17 protein-coding genes are annotated in these 23,055 nt (G+C 36.2%); 3 read left to right on the top strand and 14 right to left on the bottom strand.

Translation table 11 applies throughout. The features are described 5' to 3' along the window. Positions 1-27: 27 nt before the first annotated feature. A complete protein-coding gene (locus tag OMO38_RS14390) occupies positions 28-774 on the bottom strand; it encodes a carboxypeptidase-like regulatory domain-containing protein (protein ID WP_264750890.1) in 747 nt (248 codons plus the stop codon). A 355-nt stretch (positions 775-1,129) separates the two neighbouring features. Here OMO38_RS14390 and OMO38_RS14385 point away from each other — a divergent pair, with 355 nt between their 5' ends. Further along, positions 1,130-4,279: a UvrD-helicase domain-containing protein gene (locus OMO38_RS14385; protein ID WP_264750981.1), complete on the top strand. Its 3,150-nt coding sequence runs from the start codon at positions 1,130-1,132 to the stop codon at positions 4,277-4,279. 99 nt (positions 4,280-4,378) lie between these two features. On the opposite strand, the gene OMO38_RS14380 is transcribed toward OMO38_RS14385, so the two are convergent. The 7 genes from OMO38_RS14380 to folE all read right to left on the bottom strand — a co-directional run bounded on the left by OMO38_RS14380 (position 4,379) and on the right by folE (position 13,321). After that, positions 4,379-4,888 (bottom strand): ferritin, encoded by a 510-nt coding sequence (locus tag OMO38_RS14380; RefSeq protein WP_264750889.1) that lies wholly within the window; start codon positions 4,886-4,888, stop codon positions 4,379-4,381. Positions 4,889-5,027: 139 nt separating this feature from the next. Further along, the gene (locus OMO38_RS14375; RefSeq protein ID WP_264750888.1) at positions 5,028-5,489 is read right to left on the bottom strand and encodes a hypothetical protein; all 462 of its coding nucleotides are present in this window, start codon (positions 5,487-5,489) and stop codon (positions 5,028-5,030) included. A gap of 183 nt (positions 5,490-5,672) precedes the next feature. Beyond that, positions 5,673-6,674, bottom strand: a complete 1,002-nt coding sequence (locus tag OMO38_RS14370) for a hypothetical protein (RefSeq protein WP_264750887.1) — start codon at positions 6,672-6,674, stop codon at positions 5,673-5,675. 143 nt (positions 6,675-6,817) lie between these two features. Further along, the gene (locus OMO38_RS14365; RefSeq protein WP_264750886.1) at positions 6,818-9,469 is read right to left on the bottom strand and encodes a 4-alpha-glucanotransferase; all 2,652 of its coding nucleotides are present in this window, start codon (positions 9,467-9,469) and stop codon (positions 6,818-6,820) included. A 128-nt stretch (positions 9,470-9,597) separates the two neighbouring features. Further along, positions 9,598-10,761 (bottom strand): T9SS type A sorting domain-containing protein, encoded by a 1,164-nt coding sequence (locus tag OMO38_RS14360; protein ID WP_264750885.1) that lies wholly within the window; start codon positions 10,759-10,761, stop codon positions 9,598-9,600. A gap of 301 nt (positions 10,762-11,062) precedes the next feature. Next, on the bottom strand, positions 11,063-12,529 hold the full coding sequence (cysS, locus tag OMO38_RS14355; protein WP_264750884.1) for a cysteine--tRNA ligase: 1,467 nt from the start codon (positions 12,527-12,529) through the stop codon (positions 11,063-11,065). A gap of 123 nt (positions 12,530-12,652) precedes the next feature. Next, the gene (folE, locus tag OMO38_RS14350) at positions 12,653-13,321 is read right to left on the bottom strand and encodes a GTP cyclohydrolase I FolE (protein ID WP_056076172.1); all 669 of its coding nucleotides are present in this window, start codon (positions 13,319-13,321) and stop codon (positions 12,653-12,655) included. 100 nt (positions 13,322-13,421) lie between these two features. Here folE and OMO38_RS14345 point away from each other — a divergent pair, with 100 nt between their 5' ends. Both OMO38_RS14345 and OMO38_RS14340 read left to right on the top strand, forming a co-directional pair. After that, entirely contained in the window at positions 13,422-14,573 is a 1,152-nt protein-coding gene (locus OMO38_RS14345) for a hypothetical protein (RefSeq protein ID WP_264750883.1), read from the top strand. A gap of 19 nt (positions 14,574-14,592) precedes the next feature. Then, on the top strand, positions 14,593-15,084 hold the full coding sequence (locus OMO38_RS14340; RefSeq protein ID WP_264750882.1) for a hypothetical protein: 492 nt from the start codon (positions 14,593-14,595) through the stop codon (positions 15,082-15,084). Positions 15,085-15,132: 48 nt separating this feature from the next. Here the strand turns inward: OMO38_RS14340 and metF are convergent, their stop codons facing one another. From metF to OMO38_RS14310, 6 genes are all read right to left on the bottom strand, one after another. Continuing rightward, positions 15,133-16,089 carry a methylenetetrahydrofolate reductase [NAD(P)H] gene (gene metF / locus OMO38_RS14335; RefSeq protein WP_056076163.1) on the bottom strand — a complete coding sequence of 319 codons (957 nt, stop codon included), beginning with the start codon at positions 16,087-16,089 and terminating at the stop codon, positions 15,133-15,135. 16 nt (positions 16,090-16,105) lie between these two features. After that, complete coding sequence (locus OMO38_RS14330) at positions 16,106-16,405, bottom strand: hypothetical protein (protein WP_264750881.1); 300 nt, start codon at positions 16,403-16,405, stop codon at positions 16,106-16,108. Positions 16,406-16,586: 181 nt separating this feature from the next. Further along, positions 16,587-19,253 carry a methionine synthase gene (gene metH / locus OMO38_RS14325; RefSeq protein ID WP_264750880.1) on the bottom strand — a complete coding sequence of 889 codons (2,667 nt, stop codon included), beginning with the start codon at positions 19,251-19,253 and terminating at the stop codon, positions 16,587-16,589. 221 nt (positions 19,254-19,474) lie between these two features. Continuing rightward, positions 19,475-20,566, bottom strand: a complete 1,092-nt coding sequence (locus tag OMO38_RS14320; protein WP_264750879.1) for a fatty acid desaturase family protein — start codon at positions 20,564-20,566, stop codon at positions 19,475-19,477. Positions 20,567-20,630: 64 nt separating this feature from the next. Further along, on the bottom strand, positions 20,631-21,641 hold the full coding sequence (locus tag OMO38_RS14315) for a homocysteine S-methyltransferase family protein (RefSeq protein ID WP_264750878.1): 1,011 nt from the start codon (positions 21,639-21,641) through the stop codon (positions 20,631-20,633). Positions 21,642-21,794: 153 nt separating this feature from the next. Next, on the bottom strand, positions 21,795-22,961 hold the full coding sequence (locus tag OMO38_RS14310; RefSeq protein WP_264750877.1) for an O-succinylhomoserine sulfhydrylase: 1,167 nt from the start codon (positions 22,959-22,961) through the stop codon (positions 21,795-21,797). Between the last annotated feature and the right edge of the window lie 94 nt (positions 22,962-23,055).

The following is a 23,055-nucleotide window of genomic DNA, read 5'->3' as shown; positions in this document are numbered from 1 at the left end:
AAATTCTTTTTTATCATTTGTGTTTTTTTACTTTTGCGTTTGTGGTGCTTTGTAAGCGGAAATTCTGGATAAAACAGCCCGCTGAAACCTCATCAGATCTGCATCGCTTACAAAACCGTATTTTAAAATACTTCTCCGTTCAAAACCTCCTGCAATTACATAGCTGATGAAATGCTGAACCTGAGAATTTTCTATTTTTAAATCATTAAAATACTGATAACCAAGAGCTGTCACCAAATAATTCATAAAATCAACATCATCCCATTTATCTTTCACTTTCCCAATAGCAAAGCCCTGACCTTTTGGCTGTACGAATTCACCCGGCTTTGCAGCAAGTATTCTAGGATCAGATTTCTGCTTAATATAGACCGCTAAGTCCTTTTTCAGTTTTTCAACCTTTTTGGGTGGATTTAAAGTTTTGGTGTCGATTTTCAGATCGCCGGTCAAAGATTTTTTGATTTCAACTTCATCAATCAGCTGTGCACTTCTGATCAGTTTGATATTGATGGGAGAATCAATATTATCTTTGGTAACATTGGTATTTACGCGGTCATAGCCGATTTTTATAAAACGCAGATTATCTCCCTGCCTTCCGGAAATCATAAAATGTCCGTCGCGATTGGTGGTGACCCTTTCATCCGTCCGGATATTAATTACAGTAACGTCAATCATTTCCAAATTATCTTCAGAAGTCACCTTCCCAAAAATATACTCCTGGGCATTGGTACTGACGAAGAAAAATAAGGATAAAATAAAGAGTAATTTTAATTTCACAGACTATTGTTTTATTGAGCAAAACTAAAGTAATTTTTACTGTAATTCAGAAGTTTAACCACCGTTAACGCTTTTAGTATTTTTTTTGGAATTTTTCTTTTTGAAACTGTTAAAAACCATTCTCAAATTGTTAAAATTTTAATTAAATTGCAGATTCAATATCATAGTTACATGGCATTTATCTGACTGCAAATTTTTTAACTCCAAAAGAGACAAAAGATTTTGATGTCACATTTAGATATTTAAAAGTTTGCAAAATGTAAATTTCTCAGATCATCATTTATCAATTTTTGTAATACTTTACACTTTTACGGTAGAAATAAATTCTACTATTTTTGTTTCGAACAATGAATCAATCTCTTTAAATATGAATAATTCTTACACGGTCATCAATGCCTCTGCAGGTTCAGGAAAAACCTATGCACTCGTACAGCGGCTTCTGATGATTTGCCTTAGATATCCCAATCAGCAGCATTCCATCCGTAATATTTTGGCTTTAACTTTCACCAACAAAGCAGCGAACGAGATGAAAGAGAGAATTCTATCGTGGCTGGGGAATTTTGTTGCCCAGAATTATGCTGAGAATGCAGATTTAAAAAATATTCAAACGGCTTTTGAAAGCGAAGGCGTAAAAATCACGATTGATGAACTCCACCACAGGTCAAAAAAGCTGTTGGATTATATACTTCATAATTATTCAACATTAAATATCGGGACAATTGACCGTTTTAATTCGCGGCTGGTACGAAGTTTCTCTTATGAATTGGGCTTAGCTAAAAATTTTAATCTTGAAATTGATGCAGAACCATTTCTAATTGAAGCAGTCGACAAAATGCTCGATCAGATAGGCGAAAACGACAGCATTTCAAATTCGTTTATGGATTATGTGGATTACAGTCTTGAGAATAATGAACGGATTAATTTAAATAAAAACCTTTACGATTCGGCAAAAGAATTTGTAAAAGACATTCATTACGAGCATCTTAAAAACAACAAAAGTTTTGACGACAGCAAATACGAAGACATTAAAAATACGCTTCGAAAAGAAATTGTGGCCAACAGAAAACGTTCAGTAGAAATCGCTACCGAATCTGTCGAACTTTTTAAGTCAAGAAATATTGAAGTTGATGATTTCTCACAGGGTAAAAATGGGATTGGCGGATTTTTTACTAAAATTTTAGACTTTTACAACAAAAAAAGACCCGGATTTCCCTTCCCTGCCAATGAAGAAAGCGCTCTAAACAATATTCAAAAAGGCGCAGCAACAAAATCTAAACATAAAGATGCAGAGATTTTTGAAATTCTCGACTCGCTTTTGACAAACAGAATGCAGTTGATCCTTTTATTTATTGAAACTCAGAAAAAGGAGAAAATCCTATCAGCATTACTTCCTCTGAAAGTTAATAAAGACATTCAGGATGAGCTGAAAAAAATTGAAGACGAAAATGACTTGGTTCTTCTTTCAAAATTCAACATTCTCATCAACGAAAATCTTAAAAATGAACCGTCTGCATTTATTTATGAAAAAGTAGGTTCGCAGTTTCAGCATTATTTCTTTGATGAATTTCAGGATACCTCGGAGCTGCAGTGGCAGAATTTCATGCCGTTGAGAGATCACAGTGTTTCTACCGAAAACACATCGTTTACATTGGTGGGTGACCCAAAACAGAGTATTTACCGTTTCCGTGGTGGTGAGAGTAAACTGATGCTCGATATTATTAACAAAAAAGAAATTTCACCGAAAGAAGCTGAACTGTTGGTTTTAAAAGATAATTGGCGAAGTGCGAAAAATATCGTTCAGTTTAATAATGAGCTCTATCAATTTCATTCAAAAGATTTGGAAGAAGAGCATAAAAACATTTTCGGAATTGATGCTGAGCAGAATTCTAAATCTAAAATCGACGGGCGCGTCAAAATCAATTTAATTGAAAACCTTACCAAAGAAGATTTCTACAATGATGTTTCTGAAAAAATGCAGAAAGACATTCAGGAATGTCTGGATAATGGTTTTCGTTTTTCAGACATCACGATTTTATGTCGCGGAAACTTTGATATTTTCAGCTATTCTCAGAAATTAGGGAATCTGAAGGTCAGTTACCGAGGTGAGACAACAAATATCAAAACTATTTCTGATAAAGGATTAACTTTAGAATTATCAAATACTTTACAGGCTGTCATTCAGTTTTTCAGATGGGAAACCAATCCGAAAAACAAACCTCATCTGATTATGCTGATGTTCTATCTGAACCGTTTAGGAAGAATTACAATGGCTGATTTCAGTTTAGAAATAAAAGAAATTCTGGCAATCGATTCTCACGAAGAAATCTCAGAGTTTATCCAAAATAAATATGCTCTAAAACTGAAACAGGACAACTTTCCGAAATTTAATCTCTACAATTTTGTTGAATACTACATCAACGAATTTGCAGTAGAAAACAAGGAAACTGATTTCTTATTAAATTTCCTAGAAATGCTTTTCAACTTCACCCAAAACGCAGGAGCAAGCACAAAAGAATTTTTGAAATATTGGGATGAGGAGGCTTCAAAACATACCATTCAGGCATCTGAAAATATTGACGCTATTCAGATTATGACAATTCATAAAGCAAAAGGACTTGAGTTTCCCGTTGTTTTTATTCCTTTAGAAAATAAAAATTCGGACAGCCAGTTTAACAATTGGTTTGATACGGATGGTGATGAAGCTTTAAAATCTGTAAACATCAATCAGTTTAATAAAAATCTTGAAGCGTACGATCCTGAGATTGAGAAATTTAACCAGATAAATTCTTATAAAAATTTTGTAGACCGACTGTGTCTGCAATATGTGGCGACGACGAGACCTGTAGAACAGCTATTCTTCTATCTTCAGAAAGCCAATAAAACCTCAAATAATCTTGAAATTCTGGACTTCATCCAATCGAAAAACGCCGAAAATCTGGATGAGTTTGATTTGTACGAGACCACCCCTGAAATGCTGGTAAAACACAGCAAACACAAAACGTCGACGTACAAAACCAAGGACATTGAAAATCTGAATAATAAGTACGAAAAAAGTACTTCGATAAAAATTGCGACCCCATCAAAAACTTATCAGGAGCGAAATAAAAAAGTGCGCACCGGAATTTTTGTGCACGAACTTCTATCAAAAATAAATACCGAAAAAGACATTGCAAAAGTCTTAGACAGCTACACGCTGGAAGGTCAGATTACTTTGGCAGAAAAGGAAGAAATAGAAAATGATTTAAAAGAAATTATCTCAAAACATTCGGAATTTTTTGATGAAAAATGGGAAGTGATTAATGAAAAAGACATTATGATTTCTGAACGTGGAATCAGCAAAATCTACCGTCCCGACCGTATTCTGAAAGGTACTGAAGGTTGCATTATCGTAGATTTTAAAACCGGACAGGAATCTGAAAAGAATGACAGACAGATTGAAACGTATAAAATTGTGCTTGAAAGTTTGGGAATGAAGGTTTTGAAAACACAGTTGATCTATCTGTAGAACAATTTTTCAGTATTTATTTGAATCATTTCTACTTTATATAAACAGTATCGGCGGGGCCTTTGGCCCCGCCGATACTGTTTATGCTAAAAAATTAAATTAAGCTGTCGCGTCCGCCACAAAAACTCTTTTTGCCAACTCCTGATCAAAAAGATATAAAGCCGAAGGGTTGTCGCAAACCATTTTGATTTTCGTTACATACTGTGATGCGCTAGCCTCCTCTTCCACTTGCTCGTTGATGAACCACTGTAAGAAAGAAGTTGTAGCAAAATCTCCCTCGTCATTTGCATTTTTTACAATGTTAAAAATGCTTCTGGTTACTTTTTTCTCGTGCTCCAACGCTTTTTCGAAAATATCAACTGCATTTTCGAAAACATGTGGTGGTTTTGCAATTTCGCCTACGATAATTTCGCCACCTACATCATTCAAATAATCAAACATTTTATCTGCATGCATCAATTCTTCTTTGCTCTGAACTCTGAAGTAATTGGCAATTCCGTCTAAGTCTTTTGCAGAAAACCATGCAGACATTGAAAGATAATATTGAGCAGCATATTGCTCGTGAGATATTTGTTCGTTTATTAACTGTGCTATTTTTTCGCTTACCATAATTAAAATTTATACTCAAAATTACGCATTATAAGGCGAATTGAAAAGTTTTAAGCTAAATTTAGATTTAGATTGAATACAAAAAAGGATGGAATTGCTTCCATCCTCATAACATTAAAAAATCAAAAATTATAAACTATCAGTTTACTTGGGGCTGAGTTGCCGGCTTCAAACCGTGTCTCATTTTTCTGTCGCCTTTAAAACCTTTTTCTTTCATCATTGCTCTTCTTTCTTCCATTTTTGCTTTTTTACCGGCTTGCCATTTATCATATTGTTCCGGCGATAGAATCTTCTTCATATCATTATCCATCTGCTGTCTTTTCGCTTTCATCTGTTCCATCTTTGCTTGTCGCTGTTCTTTGTTTTTTTCAAAGTCATTCTTCATTTCTGCTTTTCTCTTTTCATGAAGACCTTTAATCTGAGCAACCTGACTTTGGTTCAAATTAAGTTCTTTCTGCATCTCAGCCATCCTTTCCTGTTCCTTCTGCTGCATTTTCTGCTTCATTTCCTCTCTGTTTACTTTTTTATCCTGAGGAACCTGTTGAGCCATTGCAAAACTTCCCATTCCGATAAACGCTATTGCTAATACTAATTTTTTCATTTGTTTTAAATTAATTAATTGGTTTCTTATATCTATTGGATAGGTAATTTTAAGCAAAGTTAAATACGAAATTCATAAAAAATGTTAAACTTTACTATTAATATTTTTATAATTTTTATTAAATAAAAAGAGATCAGGCAATAAAACCTGATCTCCACACCACTCAAATATAATATATGAAAACTAATTTTTTACTAAGCTGTTTCTAAATCCACCAGCGCTTCTTCCCTCACCTCTTTTATTTTCCTGTCTCGGTGAACTGTTTTGAATTCTCGGACTTGAACTTTCATTTCTTTGCTGAGATCTGAAGCCTCCATTTCCTCTTGTTCCTCCATTTTCAGATCTTGGAGTTGGAGTAGCAACTCTCGGTGCACTTGCTTCAGCATTTCTGTTATTTCTGAATCCTCCTGAATTTCCACTTCCTCTTACACCATTATTTCCGTTATTCTCACGCACTCCACCGTTATTATTTCTAACTCCATTATCAGAACTTCTAAATCCTCCACCATTTCCGTTATTGCCTCTCACTCCATTTTGACTTCGGAATCCACCAGAATTATTATTCCCGTTTCTAAAGCCAGAATTTCTAACCACATTTAAAGTTGGATTGTCATTTCTTCTGAAGCTACTTCTATCTACTCTGTACACATTGATATTTACATTTCGGTATCTCGGCATTACTCTAAATCTCGGTGTATAGTAAGTTCTTCTGTAGTTTTGGAAATACGCAATCGGACTTTGTCTGTGGTAATAATTGTTTTGGAAAACAACAAATACTCTTGGTCCTAAAATTCTTTCCATTGCATAGAATCTGTCATAATACCATCTGTCTGGGTTATATCTGTAGAAATTATTCCAGTTAGAAAAGCTTGAGTACAGATTGTTCAGATATAAAATCTGGTCGATTTGCCAACGGTTTAATCTGTTTTGCTGAAAAAAGACATTCCAGTTGATATTGACAATACTATTTCTGTAATCGCCGTACTGACTTTGATAATAATCTTGAGGATAATAATCCTGAGGATAGTTGTAATAATAGTCATCCGGAAAATAATTTTCATCATCCTGATCAGAGTAATATCCGTCATTATCTCCATAGCCATCATTGTATCCGTTGTTTGGATATTGCTGAGCAAACGACAAAGTCGCTAAAGTCAAAGCAAATCCCAAAAGTATTTTTTTCATTTCTATAATCATTAATTGGTTAAATATAGCAGAACTTTCATTCTTGTCTTTTTGATGTAAAGAAAAAAAAGAAGTTAAACCCGAAAGTAAAACTTCTTTTATAAATAATATTAATCAATTGATAATCAGTATTATTATTTTTATTAAGCGCGACCACTGTCTTTGACCCAATCTGAAATTTTTTGATTAAAACTTGTATTTTCTTTTAAATTTTCAACATTTAAATGCATTCTGTATCGCCAATAATGCGGAAACACTGCAGGATTATTAATTCTTTCATTGTCCATGTTAGGATTTGCCAGATTATAATCGGTAGCTAGGAATTCCTGCAAAGGGAAAATGGCAAGCATCGAATCATTGTACAAATGCTGTTTCATAATAATTTCCGCCAAGTGAGGCTCCAACTCTTCGGGAGCTTTACCATACTGCGTCAACTGTTGATTATAGAACCTCTGAGTTAACTCGTCATCTTCCTTCCACCATTGTCGCAGTGTTGAACTATCATGTGACGAAGCTGTCACAACGTTCATATATCCGGCATTTTTAGGATTATAGAAAGGAATCTGTTCTGATGGCATTCTCTGAACTTTCAAAGCTACAATCGCCAGTTCGTCCATCACGTCAGGAACACAGTCAGGAACCATTCCTAAATCTTCCCCACAGATCAACATTTTTGTCGCGTTTAAAATAACAGGAAGTTTCTCCATTGCTTTTTCTTTCCAGAGGTAATCCTGTCTCTTGAAGAAATAATCATTATACAGTTCGTAGATCGATTTCTTTTCCCAATCTGAAAGATATTTGTACGATTCGGTTTTGAAAGCATTAAACCTCGGATGATAAACAGTCTGCCCGTCCCGTTCTTCCGTCAAAAACAAAACATCAGCACATAGAGCTATCAACTGATCTTCTATAGAACCTGCAGGTTTTTTCTTGAAGTGGTCAGACAATTTTCTTTGGGTATCAAATTCTTCCTTAAAAGTATATGTCCCATCTAAATTATTATTTAAAAAATCTAATGCCTTATTACTTTGCTCTCCGAAATAATTCCATAGAATCATATCATTAATAAACGGTTTGCAATATCTGTCAAAATTAAAAGGAATATGTCTTGCATTAAATTCTTCCAAAACAACAGGAATCGCAGGATAAAAATATCCTAAAATCCCCTGCGTTGCTGAAACTGGCATTCTCCAGATTCTGAAAAATCCTAGAATATGATCAATTCTCATCGCATCAAAATATTGCTCCAAAGCTTTGAATCTGTTTTTCCACCACTGGTAATCGTCTGCTTTCATAGCTTCCCAGTTATACGTTGGAAACTCCCAGTTCTGCCCTAAGTCTGTAAACTGATCCGGTGGTGCACCAGCCTGAAAATCCATTCCGAATAATTCGGGCTCCGTCCATGCTTCTACAGAGTGCCTGTAAATTCCAATTGGCAAATCGCCTTTTAAAGAAACCCCTAAACTATGAATATAGTCGACGGCATCCTTTAATTGCTTATGTAACTCAAACTGCACCCAGGCATGAAGCATTGAAGAATCATAATCCTTCCCTTTTGCTGAGAAAAAAGGAGCAATCTTTCCCGAAATATACTTTTTGTGAGTTTTCCAATCGTTGAAATTCGGAGTTTTATATTTATCTCTTAAAACACAGAAAGCAGAATAAGGTAAAAGCCAGGTTTCATTATCTTTTATAAACTTTTTAAAGTTTCTGTCTTTATATATTTTTTCTTTTTGAAGATTGAAAACTGCTTTCAGATATTTCCATTTTGAGGAAATCATCTTTTCGTAATCAATTGATTCAAGCGAATTCAGCTGTGATTTTTCATCATCATATTCTTTAACTAATTCTTTAGGTAACTGGTAATCTAAATTCTGAATTGAGATATACTGTGGATGTAAAGCGTAAACAGAAACCGCTGCGTACGGGTAAGAATCCGTCCATGAATAGTTTGCAGTGGTATCATTAATCGGTAAGATTTGAATAATGCCCAGCGAAGTTTGATCCGCCCAGTCAGCAAGCTTTTTTAAATCTGAAAATTCACCTACACCGAAACCGTCTTCACTTCGAAGCGAAAAAACCGGAACCGCAACGCCGGCATCGTGGTACATTTGGTAAGATTTAAATTTAAAATAATGATCTGCTGAAATTTGCAGAACATCTTTCTGAAGATTGGGAATTGTATATCTGTTCTCGCCACTCTCAACATCAAATACTTTTCCTGAAACTTTATCAAAAATTGCATATTTGTAGTGAATCAGGTGATTTTCAGAAATTTCTACAGACGTTTCCCAAATACCAAAATCAGTCTGACTAAGATGTACTGCCTTACCGGAATCCCAATTTCCTAAAGATGCAGCGTTTCCAAATAAAACAATTTCCCAGTTTGGATTATATAAAGGTGCTTCAATTCTGAACAAATGGGTATGTTTCTTAAGTACAGAAAGTTTTTTAGAAACAAAACGATTCAGTTTATTGTACAATATTTTGTTGTTAAGATAATTCTCAGGGAAGTTCTTGCTGTTCCACTGATCAAAAATCAAAAACTCTTTATAATTATGCGGAAAATTCAACTGATGCGAAACAAATTCCTGTCTTAACACAATATTGTTATCGTTAACAAGCTGATAATGATAAGATACTGATTTTGAAAAATAATCGACTTCACATTTCCAAAAGCCGTCTTCCGTATAAAACATGGCGTGAATTTTAGAATCATTGCCATTTTCGCTAATCACCAACTGCAGATTTTCACCAGCTCTTGTCCGATAGCCGACGTTAAAATATAATTTCATCTATCTATTTTTCGATAAAAATACAGTTTTAAAATTGAAAAACAAACGGTTACAACATCAAATAATCATTAAAAAACCTTTCTTCAAATATGAAAAAAGGTCTTCCAATCATTTAACAAATCAAAAAATTATTCTGTTACAAGAATTTTTTTATTCAATAAAGCCTTCCCGGATTCATCCGTAATATTTACGATATAAGATCCGCTTACAAGATCTTTAAGATAAATCTGCTGATTCAAAGATCCGTCTTTCACAGACAGCCTCTGAGTAACTATTGTTTTTCCGGAAAGATCAAAAACATTCAGCTTAAGATTACCTTTCACATTTTTATCGTTGACTTTCACGTAAACAAATCCTTCATCAACCTTTGTAGGATATACATCAAGATTTGCTAACACAGCTGCAGAAGCAGTTCTGTCATTGACAAAATACTTACTTGCCAGATCATAAATATGCAGATTGGTTTCTCCTGAAAGCTTCTTCGCTTCTAAATTATCAACACTCAACTCATACATTGAAGCTCCTTTTGCACTTGCAACCACTACTTTCCCATTAGAATTTACTGCTACTCCGTTTACAGAATAATTTTCAGGCAATCCTGAGATCTTACCAACAAACTTTGCCTTTAATTCTTTAGTTGAAACTTTAAAAACGTTTCCGGAAGTAGAGAACACATAGAAATTATTATCTCCGTCTGCAATCATATCTCCACCAAAACCACTTTCAATTGAGGTAAATGAATTTTTACCATTTGACGCGTCGTCTTTGATGATTCCGAGATCATTTACAACATACTGATTATTTTTTTTGCTGATCTGAATAAATTGCGTCCCCGCATTATTGATCGCATAGATATTTCCGTCGTAACCAGTCGCCATTCTTGTGATATGGGAATTAATATCGCATGACGTCACTCGCGCAACTGTATTCTCGACCAAAGTAATTTCTTTTGTTTTTTGATTTAAAACATAAATATTCGACGAAAACATAGGCATATACACCAAATTATCCCCGGAGGAATCATAAGCCACAGCAGCCAAAGTCATCGACTGTGAATGGTTATACGAATTTTTATCTTCTGTAACTGAAGCTTTTCTTTCCTGAGAAAAAACATGAGCTTCAGAAGAAACACCAAAAATACTTTGACCGGAAGCTCCGTCTGCATTCATCGAACGGAAATCACTGAACTCAATTCTTGGAGAATCTTTACCTGCCAGCGCAAAAAAATCCTGCTGTGCATTGACTGTATTTCCAAGTAATAAGAGAAGAATAGGGAATAAATGTTTTTTCATATAAGAAATATTTTATTTGTAATTGTTTTAGTCTTACTAAGTTAAGAAATTTTTAGATTGATAAAACAAAAATTTCTGTGTTGGAATTAAATATTATTAACTTTCATAATTGTTTATTCATTTTGTTTGTCATTCCGTAGGAATCTAGACACGAATTTTCCTATTCTATATTCTAGAAAATTGGCGAGATTCCTCCGGAATGACAAACTGGACGGCTGATTCAAATAGTGAAGATTAAAATTCATAAAAAAACTCCCACCTTAAAAGTGAGAGTTTCCATTATTTAATTTATAGAAATTTTCTAATTTAAAACATAGGACGTTCCGTCTCTTCCGTCTTTCAGTTCGATTCCTTCAGCCAATAGTTTATCTCTGATCTGATCTGAAAGTTCAAAGTTTTTAGATTTTCTGGCCTGATTTCTCAGTTCAATTAAAACCTGTAACGTCTGATCCAGCTTCTCATTATTATTTTCTTCAATTGCCTGAAGACCCAGAACATCGAAAATCAAAGCGTTTAAAGTTGCTTTTAAATCTGCTAAATCTTCAGTGGAAACCGTTTCTTTTTCCTCTTTTAAAGCAAAAATAAATTTCACAGCTTCAAATAAATGAGCGATCAAAACCGGTGAGTTGAAATCGTCTGTCAGAGCATCATATGCTTTGGTTTTCCATTCTTTGAGATTAAAACCAGATTCTTTCTGATCATTTGGTGTAATTGAATTTAAAACTTTTACCGCTTCCATCATTCTTGTAAAACCTTTTTCGCTGGCCAGCATTGCGTCATTGGAGATATCCAAAACACTTCTGTAATGCGCCTGAAGAAAGCAGAAACGAACGATTGTAGGATGAAAAGGTTTTTCAAAGAAATCATTTTCACCTGAAACCAACTGTTTAGGTAAAATATAATTTCCTGTCGACTTGCTCATACGCTGTGAATTCATGGTCAGCATGTTGGCGTGCATCCAGTAATTAACCGGTTCAACTTCGTTGCAGGCTTTTCCCTGTGCGATTTCACATTCGTGGTGTGGGAATTTTAAATCCATTCCACCTCCGTGGATATCGAATTTGTCGCCCAGATATTTCGTGCTCATCGCCGTACATTCGAGGTGCCATCCCGGGAAACCTTCTCCCCAGGGAGAATTCCAACGCATGATGTGAGCAGGAGAAGCTTTTTTCCACAATGCAAAATCCTGTGGGTTTTTCTTTTCGCCCTGCCCGTCAAGATCTCTGGTGTTGGCAAAAAGTTCTTCAATATTACGTTTTGAAAGTTCACCGTAATTCAGACCTCTTTTGTTGTATTCTAATACATCAAAATAAACTGAACCGTTGCTTTCGTAAGCAAAACCTTTTTCGATTAATTTCTGAGTCAGTTCGATTTGTTCAACGATGTGACCGGTTGCTGTTGGCTCAATATTCGGAGGAAGAAGATTAAACATTTCCAGAACTTTGTGAAAATCGACTGTATATTTCTGAACAATTTCCATAGGTTCCAGTTTTTCAAGACGGGTCTGCTTCACGAAACGGTCGTTGTTCACGTCTCCATCGTCGGTAAGGTGTCCTGCATCGGTAATATTTCTTACATATCTTACCTTGTAGCCTAAGTGCATTAAGCTTCGGTAAATAAAATCGAAAGAAAGAAAGGTACGCACATTTCCCAAATGCACATTGCTGTAAACCGTCGGTCCACAAACGTACATCCCGACATTATTTTCGTGGATTGGTGTAAATATTTCTTTTTCCGCTGTGAGCGAATTGTATATTTTTAGTTGCATTATTTGATTTGAGATTTGAGGTTTGAAATTTGAGATTAATTCATTACAAATTAGCCACAACAAATAATGGTTGTGATGAAAATCTGGTTTGAAACTTTTTTAAATTTTATCATTTCTATACTTCTAATAATCCAATTTCGCGTGGCTTCCTACATAATGCAGAAACTCCTGTCTGGTAATCGGATTTGTTCTGAAAATCCCGCTTAATTCTGCTGTGATTGTTGAACTTGCAGTATCTTTTATTCCTCTGCAATTTACGCAGAGGTGTTTTGCATCGATGATACAGGCAACATTCTGAGTTCCCAAAGCATCTTTTAAAGCATCAACAATCTGCATCGTCAGTCTCTCCTGAACCTGAGGTCTTTTCGCATAGTAATCAACAATTCTGTTAATTTTCGAAAGTCCGATTACATCACCACTCGAAATGTAAGCAACGTGTGCTCTTCCGATTATTGGCAGGAAGTGATGCTCGCAGAATGAGTAAACTGTGATATCTTTTTCCACCAACATCTGGCGGTATTTATATTTGTTTGAAAATGTAGAAATTCCGGGTTTGTTTTCAGGAAGTAATCCACCGAAAATTTCATTAACATACATTTTGGCAACTCTTTTAGGAGAATCTTTTAATGAATCATCGGTCATATCAAGACCAAGCGTTTCCATGATTTCTCCAAAAAGTTCAGTAATTTTTTCTATTTTTTCCTGTGGCGATTTCTCAAAGGCATCTTCACGAATCGGCGTATGCTCTTTCCCTGTGAAAATATCATCATCGTTATCGGTAAAATCAACCATTTTTATTTATTTTGCAACAAAAATACGGATAAAATTAATTCTATATTTTAATTTGCCCCAAATTTGAATTACCTTTCACCTTATATTAGCCTGAAAAATTATGATCATTGCAGAAGAAGTACTGAATAGCGCACAAAAAAAGGAATTTCTGGAGTTTCCAGCGAGACTTTATAAAGATGACAAAGCGTATATCCGGCCTTTAGACAAAGACATCGAAAGCGTTTTTGACAACAGCAAAAACAAGTGTTTTACAACTGGTGAAAGCAAAAGATTTCTGTTTAAAAAAGATCATAAGACAGTTGGAAAAGTTGCTGTTTTTATCAATAAACAATACATCGAAAAACAACCCACCGGCGGGATAGGATTTTTCGACTGCATAAATGATCAGGAGACTGCCAATTTCATATTTGACTACTGTAGAAACTGGCTTCAGCAGAGAGGAATGGAAGCGATGGATGGCTCAATAAATTTCGGGGAACGCGATAAATTTTGGGGAGTACTCATTGAAGGTTTTTCTGAACCTCTGTACGGGATGAATTACAATTTCCCTTATTACAAAGATCTATTTGAGAATTACGGATTTCAAATCTATTATAACCAACTGTGCTTCAGCAGAAAAGCCCACGCTCCTACTTCAAGGATTTTCAATATTATGCACGCCAAGCATTCTAAAAACAAAAATTTTTCGTCCAAACGCGTAACGAAGGCTAACATGGATAAGTTTGCTGAAGATTTTTACACAATTTATAACAAATCATGGGAAAGCCACGGTGGCGGAAAGCAGATGTCTCTGAATGACGTCAAAAAACTTTTCAACACGATGAAACCTGTAATGAATGAACATATTGCATGGTTCGCTTATGAAAGTGGAAATCCGATTGCGATGTGGATCAATATTCCTGATCTGAATCAATGGTTTAAATATCTGAATGGGAAATTTGGATTTTTAGATAAGCTGAAGTTTCTTTATTACAAAACTTTTAAGCATAATTCCAAGTTTGTTGGTTTAATTTTTGGAGTTCTTCCGGAGTGGCAAAATAAAGGCGTTGAAGGTTACCTCATCGTAGAGGCGGCCAACCATTTCCGTGTGGCTACAAAATTTGAGGATTTTGAAATGCAGTGGATTGGGGATTTTAACCCTAAAATGCTGGGGCTGGCAAAACATCTGGAGACCGAAGTAACAAGAAAACTGGCAACTTACCGATATTTATTTGACCGCACAAAAGAGTTTGAAAAGCATCCGACAGTTTAAAATTTAAAAAAATCAAATCATGGAACCATTAATTTTTGTCGTTATCTTATTTTTCATTTTTCTGTTATCCATTCCTGCAATTATTTTTCTGGTTGCATACTTGGCGGCACAAAGCAGAAAGAAAAAACAGAAAATTCTCCTGGATGAAATTGGTACTCCGGAATATCATGCTTTTGTACGGTACAATATGGGAAATACGCAAAATGAGTTCTTTAAACTGAAAGCGTTTCAGGGAAGCGGAATGATTTACATTGAAGATAGAAAAATCATTTTCAGAGACACTTTAAATCAGAATCCGCACACATTCAATTTGGATGAATCGTCAATAAGATGGGAAGATATCAATCTGGTGAATGGACTGTTGAAATGGTTTTCGGTGAGTGATGATACAAAAAAATACTTTTTTAATATCGACAGCGGAATGTTTATTTTTAATACCAATTCTTCAAAACCGACGACGAAAAGTGTTTTTGATCAATTAATAAAGTATCAGACGGATTACATACAATAAGGCTTCAGAAAATCTCTGAAGCCTTATCTTTTCACTTTTATTAACTATTTAAAACAGCTCTCCAGCCACTTTTTTAATATTATCACTTTTACCCATCGAGTAAAAATGGAGTACAGGAACGCCAAAATCAAGCAATTCCTTGCATTGGCTTATGGCCCATTCCACGCCGATCTGTTTTACGGCTTCATTGTTTTTAGCACTTTCCACGGCATTAATCAAATCTTCAGGCAAATCTATTTTAAAAACCTGCGGCAATAATTTCAAATGCTTTTTAGTAGCAATCGGTTTAATTCCCGGAATGATAGGAACTGTAATTCCCATTTCACGGGCCTTGGTTACAAATTCGATGTACTTTTTATTATCAAAAAACATTTGGGTCACAATATAATCTGCGCCGGCATCCACTTTTTGCTTGAGCCATTTCAGATCGTAATTCATTGATGGGGCTTCCATGTGTTTTTCGGGATAACCGGCAACTCCTATGCAGAATTTGTTGTGCTCATCGCAGGCCTGATCGTCGTGAAGATACTTACCTCTCCCCAAATTGTTGATCTGATTAACCAAATCCATAGCACTTGAATGACCGCCTGGAGTGGCTTCAAAATATTGATGGCCTTTCATCGCATCGCCACGAAGTGCCATAATATTGTCGATTCCCAAATACATACAGTCTACCAAAAGATATTCTGTTTCTTCTTTGGTAAAACCTCCGCAAAGCAAGTGTGGAACGGTATCTACATTGTATTTATGCTGAATTGCCGCACAAATTCCCAAAGTTCCGGGACGCATTCTCGTGATACGGCGTTCCATCAAACCGTTTCCTTTGTCGATGTAAATATATTCTTCTCTTGAAGTCGTCACGTCGATAAATGGAGGTTTAAATTCCATTAACGGGTCGATATTTTTATATAAATCTTCAATCCCGATTCCCTTTTGAGGCGGAACAACCTCTAAGGAAAATAGAGTTTTGCCGTTGGCGTTTTTTATGTGGTCTGTGATTTTCATTTATTATAGTAGTAGTTTAATTTTTGTATATCCAGTCGGTGACAACATTGTTTGATTCTCCGCAATGAGCGTATGTATCGAGAGAAAAAGAAATTTTAAATCTGTATTTTCGGTCATTAAAGGTTTCGAAAAAATCAGTCGATTGCAACACAGCAAAATCAGATTTAATATCAACTGTGTAAACATTGATTTTAGCAGGTCTAAGCTTTATTGATTTATCTTTAAAATCAAAACAATCAATATCTTTTTTGGCTAAATTCATTTTTTCAAAAGACTGAGTGTCTTCATTAAAAATTTCCAAATCAATTAATCTCATATTACACAAATTAATTTTTTTCGGAATTTTGAAAGATTGAGAGTCTGTGTTTTTAATAGTTAATTTGAATTTTCCTGTCTCTTTTAAATTTTCTGAATTAATTGTAAGCTGATATTTACAGTTCTGCGCAAGAGCAAAACTATAGATCATAAAAATTATAAAAGAAAAAAGTTTTTTCATTTTAAATTCCGTCTGCCAAATTCGGGTTCAGCCATTTTCTGGCTTCCTGTAAAGAAATTCCTTTCCTTACAGAATATTCTTTCAGCTGATCTTCAGAAATTTTTCCTAAACCAAAATATTTGGCGTGTGGACTTCCAAAATAATATCCGGAAACTGCTGCTGTTGGGAACATTGCCAAACTTTCAGTGAGATAAACTCCAATTTCTTCTTCTACATTTAAAAGATTCCAAATGGCATGTTTCTCCAAATGATCCGGACAAGCGGGATAACCCGGCGCAGGACGAATTCCTTTATATTTTTCGGCAATTAATTCTTCGTTGCTTAAATTTTCCTGATTGGCGTAACCCCAGTATTCTGTACGGACTTTTTTATGTAAAAATTCGGCGTACGCTTCTGCAAAACGGTCGGCGATTGCTTTTACCATGATGGCGTTGTAATCATCGTTGTCCTTTTCATACTGATCAGACAGTTCATCCGTTCCGAAACCTGTACAAACGCAGAAAGCGCCCATGTAATCGGTCTTTCCAGAACTTTTAGGTGCAATAAAATCACTCAGAGCGATATAATCTTTACCTTTTGATTTCTGAACCTGTTGTCTCAGCGTTAAAAATTTGACTTTTTCCTGATCATTTTCATCATAAATTAAAATGTCATCCGTCTCGGTTGAATTGGCTTTGAAAATTCCAAAGATTGCTTTGGCAACCAATAGTTTTTCATCAACAATTTTCTTCAGTATTTTCTGTCCGTCTGCAAACAATTCTTTTGCCTGCTCGCCTACAACCTCATCATCAAAAATATTCGGATACTTTCCGTGGAGATCCCAGCTTCTGAAAAATGGTGACCAGTCGATGAAAGGAATTAGTTCTTCCAAATCCTGATTTTCGAAAACCTTAATTCCTAAATTATTGGGTGTGAAAATTTCTTCATTTTCCCAATCGATTTTAAACTTATCTTTTCGGGCATCTTCAATGGAAACATAGTTTTTATCAACCTGTCTGTTCAGGAACTTTTCCCTGAAATCTGAATAATCACTTTTCAGATCATCCACATATTCTTTATTCCGGTCTCCAAGCAATGAACTTACCACGTTTACCGCTCTCGAAGCATCATTTACGTGGACGACAGCATTTTTATATTTTAAATCAATTTTTACAGCAGTGTGCGCTTTCGAAGTTGTTGCACCACCTATTAATAAAGGGAAATTTAAATTCTGTCTTTCCAGTTCTGAGGCGATGTAGACCATTTCATCCAAACTTGGCGTGATCAATCCACTTAAACCAATAACATCCACGTTGTGATCAATGGCTGCCTGAATAATTTTCTCGGCAGGAACCATCACGCCCAAATCGACAATATCATAATTATTACAACCCAAAACTACACTCACAATATTTTTTCCGATATCGTGAACGTCGCCTTTAACGGTTGCCATCAGAATTTTTCCATTCGGTTTCTGAGCCACATCTTTTTCGGCTTCGATGAATGGCTGAAGATAAGCTACAGCTTTCTTCATTACCCTTGCAGACTTTACCACCTGTGGGAGAAACATTTTTCCGCTTCCAAATAAATCTCCGACAACGCCCATTCCGGTCATCAGATTAACTTCTATGACGTGGAGTGGCCTTTCAGACTGTAATCTGGCTTCCTCAACATCTTCTTCGATGAAACGGTCGATACCTTTAACCAAAGAATGGGTAATTCTGTCCTGCAAAGGATGTGTACGCCATTCGAGTTCTTCTACTTTTTCTTTTTTAACCGATTTATTCCGTTCAGAATAATCTAAAAGGCGCTCGGTAGCATCTTCTCTTTTGTCGAGAATTACATCTTCAACGAGTTCTAAAAGTTCTTTATTAATTTCATCATAAACCTCAAGCATTGCCGGATTTACGATACCAATGTTCATCCCAGCCTGAATCGCATGATAAAGGAAAACTGAGTGCATCGCTTCACGTACCGTATCATTTCCACGGAACGAGAACGAAACGTTGGAAACACCTCCACTCACCGAGGCGTACGGAAGGTTTTGTCTTACCCAACGGGTTGCTTCAATGAAATCGATTGCGTTGCGACGGTGTTCATCCATTCCTGTTGCAACAGGGAATATATTTAAATCGAAAATAATATCTTCAGCAGGAAATTTGACCTCATCCACCAAAATATTGTAAGAACGTTTGGTAATTTCAAGTCTTCTTTCGTAATTATCGGCTTGCCCGACCTCATCGAATGCCATAACAATCACCGCGGCGCCATATCTTTTGATGGCTTTGGCGTGTTTTACGAACTCTTCTTTTCCTTCCTTTAAACTGATGGAATTCACCACACATTTCCCCTGCACAACCTGTAAACCGGCTTCCAGAATTTCCCATTTGGAAGAATCGACCATGATTGGAATTTTGGAAATATCAGGTTCGGAACCAATGAGGTTCAGGAATTTGATCATAGAAGCTTTTCCGTCGATCAAACCGTCGTCAAAATTCACGTCAAGGATCTGAGCACCGCCATCTACCTGATCTCTTGCGATATCTAAGGCTTCAGAAAATTTCTCTTCTTTTATTAATCTTAAAAACTTTTTAGATCCGGCAACATTGGTTCTTTCACCAACGTTGATAAAATTTGATTCCGGAGTAATAATCAGTGGCTCGAGCCCTGATAATCTTAAATATTTCATGTTTTTTTTAATCTAACAATTGATCAGTTTAACAGTTACCAATGTTTGGAATCGCTAAATTGATTTGTTTTTAATTTAAATTTTTTAATCATCATTTTGAACACTAAGTTTTTTTTAAATACTTACTGTTTTGAGTTTTACAAAACCTTAACCTTGTAAAAGCACACTTAGTTCTTTATGATCAACTGTACTAAATATTCAGCTTTTATATTTTAACCCATTTATTCTTCTAAAATAAAATAGGCGTTGTTTGCATTTTGCTTCAGCAAATCGACATGTTTGCCCAAAGCGGTAAAAATTGGAAATCGTTTGTAGCCCAGATTATTTTCTTTGGCAAACTGCTCAATTTCCTCTGTGATTTCATTATAATACATATAGCTGTAGTTCGGGAAAAGATGATGGGCAACGTGAAAGTTGAAATTTCCCAACACATTTCTCACAAACCAGTTGTTTTCTTTTAAATCATTGGTCACCTCAAGCTGATGACGGATCCAGCTGAACGGAAGTCCGTTTTTCTCATCCAGCTTAGGAAAAGCATTGTCTGGCAGCGGATGGAGCGGCAACAGAACAAAAAGCGCAAAAATACTCGCTGCAATCACCTGTAAAAACCAGGCACCCAAAGCCAGACCTATTGAAACTTTAAAAAATAAAACCGGAACGGCAATCTGATAGAAAAAGTAAAATAATTTGAAACTGATCATTTTAATTTTTTCCGAAACCGGAATTTTGCCCTGTGTTTTTAAAATCACTCTTTCCTTATCAAAAAAATCTCTGAAATCTCTGATAAACATCCAGTTGAACAAATATAAAGGATACACCAAAAAGAAAAAGAAATGTTGGAATTTCTGAATTCCTTTAGCCTTAATCCATGGCACGATCAGTAAAAGTCCGCTCTGCTCGATGTCGGTATCCCAGCCATCAACGTTCGGGTACGCGTGATGCGCTGCGATGTGCCGCTTCTTCCAGATATATGAATTGGCTCCCACAACATCGAAAATCTGCAAAACGAGACTGTTGAGTTTTTTATTTTTAAAGATATTGTTGTGCGCCGCTTCGTGAATTAAATTTAAATAAATTAAAACCAAAGAAATCCCCATCAAAACAAAACTCGAAATATAAACCCAAGGCCGATCTGCATTGAAAAGCGCAAACACATACAAACCAAAATAGACCAAAGGCAAAATAATGGCTTTGATCTGAATGTAAACATCTCTGTTTTGGGGAAGTGTTTCTACGCGCTGGTTCACTCTTTTTCTTAATTCATTAAACAGTTTGGTATCATCGGAATTTTTAAGGTAAAATGGCTTGTCCATAAGATCGTTGATTTGGATTTAAAAAAAGTTTTTATACTCGTTCTAAATTTTCAACAATCAAAAATCATACAAAATCCTTCACTTTTCTCGGCTCGTATTTGTCTACCAAGTCAGCAATGGCTTTGATGTGTTCCGGCGTTGTACCACAGCATCCACCGATGATATTGATCAGTCCTTTTTCTACATATTCTTTAATCTGAGCAGCCATCTGATCCGGAGATTCATCGTACTGCCCGAAAGCATTAGGAAGACCCGCATTCGGATAAGCCGAAACGTGGAATTCTGAATTGTGCGCCAGTGTTTCCAAATACGGCGTTAATTGATTGGCTCCCAACGCACAGTTAAATCCTACACTCAGTAAATTCAAATGCGAAACTGAAATCAAAAATGCTTCTGCAGTCTGTCCGCTCAACGTTCTTCCTGAGGCATCTGTAATCGTTCCAGAAACCATGATTGGAATTTGAATTCCTCTTTCTTCCTGAATTTCGTCGATGGCAAATAATGCTGCTTTTGCATTCAGTGTATCGAAAATTGTTTCTACCAAAAGAATATCTGAACCACCGTCCAATAATGCTTCTGACTGTTGTTTGTATGCGAGTCTCAAATCTTCAAAAGTGATCGCACGGTAACCCGGATCGTTGACGTCCGGACTTAAGCTAGCAGTTCTGTTGGTCGGTCCGATAGAGCCAGCCACAAATCTTGGTTTATCAGGATTTTGAACCGTAAACTCATCACAAACTTTTCTGGCAATTTTTGCAGATTCGTAGTTGAGTTCGTACACCAGATCTTCCATGTGATAATCTGCCATTGCGATGGTTGTTCCGGAAAATGTGTTGGTTTCCAGAATATCGGCGCCGGCATCCAGATATTTTCTGTGAACTTCCTCGATTGCGTGAGGCTGCGTCAAAGAAAGCAGGTCGTTGTTTCCTTTCACGGGATGTTCCCAGTCTTTAAAACGCTCACCGCGGTAGTCTTCTTCTTCAAATTTGTAACGCTGAAGCATGGTTCCCATTGCTCCGTCGAGAATCAGGATTCTCTCGGAAAGGGCTTTGTATAGTTGTGCTGAATTTTTCATTTTTTTTAATACTAATTACACGAATTATATTCTAATTTTTCTAATTTCTGCGCTGAATCTTTTGCAGCCCGACTTGAACGGAGCTCTTTTTGCCGCAGCGCAGCGAAGGCAAAAAAGCGGGAGTGGAAGGCGGATACAGCTGCCCAAATCATCCTACCCTAACGCCTGCTTCAAATCTGCAATAATATCATCCACATTTTCCAAACCTACCGAGCAGCGAACTAACCCTGCGGTGATTCCCACTTCATTTCTCTCTTCATCAGACAGTTTGGAGTGCGTTGTAGATGCCGGATGTGTCACGATCGTTCGGGTATCGCCCAGATTGGCAGACAGCGAGCACATTTTTATTTTATCTAAAAAGTTTCTGCCACCTTCAATACCGCCTTTAATTTCGAAAGCGACTACGTTTCCGCCCAGCTTCATTTGTTTTTTGGCAATCTCATAGCTCGGATGCGATTTTAAAAACGGATATTTTGCCAATTCAACATTCGGATGATTTTCTAAAAACTCTGCGACTTTCAATGCATTCTCGCAGTGTCTTTCTACACGAATCGCAAGCGTTTCCAGGCTTTTTGATAAAACCCAGGCGTTGAATGGCGACATGGCTGGACCTGTATTTCTGGCAAAAAGATAAATTTCTCTGATTAAATCTTCTCTGCCAACCGCTACTCCACCCAAAACACGACCCTGACCGTCAATCAGTTTCGTCGCAGAATGAACAACCAGATCAGCTCCGTATTTTATTGGCTGCTGAAGGTAAGGTGTTGCAAAACAGTTGTCTACAATGAAAATGAGATTGTGTTTTTTAGCAATCTGACCGAAAAATTCTAAGTTCAAAATTTCTATCGCAGGATTGGTCGGTGTTTCCAGATACAGAATTTTTGTATTGGGCCTGATGTAGTTTTCTACATTTCCAGAATCTTCTGCCTTGAAATACGTTGTTTCGATATTCCATTTTGGGAAATATTTTGTGAACAGCGTGTGCGTAGACCCGAAAACCGACTGGCAGCTCACGATGTGATCTCCCGCATTCAGCATTGTTGCAAAGGTAGAGTAAATTGCAGCCATTCCGGTGGCAAAAGCGTAACCAGCCTCTGCGCCTTCCATTTTTACAATTTTATCTGTAAATTCTGTGACGTTCGGGTTTGAAAACCGGCTGTACAGATTTTTTGATTTCTCCTCAGCAAAACTCGCTCTCATATCTTCTGCATCCTCAAAAATAAAGCTTGAAGTAAGATACAAAGGCGTAGAATGTTCGTCAAACTGAGTTCTCTCGGTTTGGGTTCTTATTGCGAGGGTTTCGAAATTTTCGTTTTCCATTTTATCTGATTTTGAATAATAGGATTGCATCCTATCCTTTATTAAATCGTCCCTTCGGGACTACTTACATTTATACTTTTTACTTTATACAATA

It is taken from the genome of Chryseobacterium kimseyorum (assembly GCF_025971945.1).
Taxonomy (GTDB): Bacteria; Bacteroidota; Bacteroidia; order Flavobacteriales; family Weeksellaceae; genus Chryseobacterium; species Chryseobacterium kimseyorum.
This window is presented reverse-complemented; position numbering and strand designations above follow the sequence as displayed.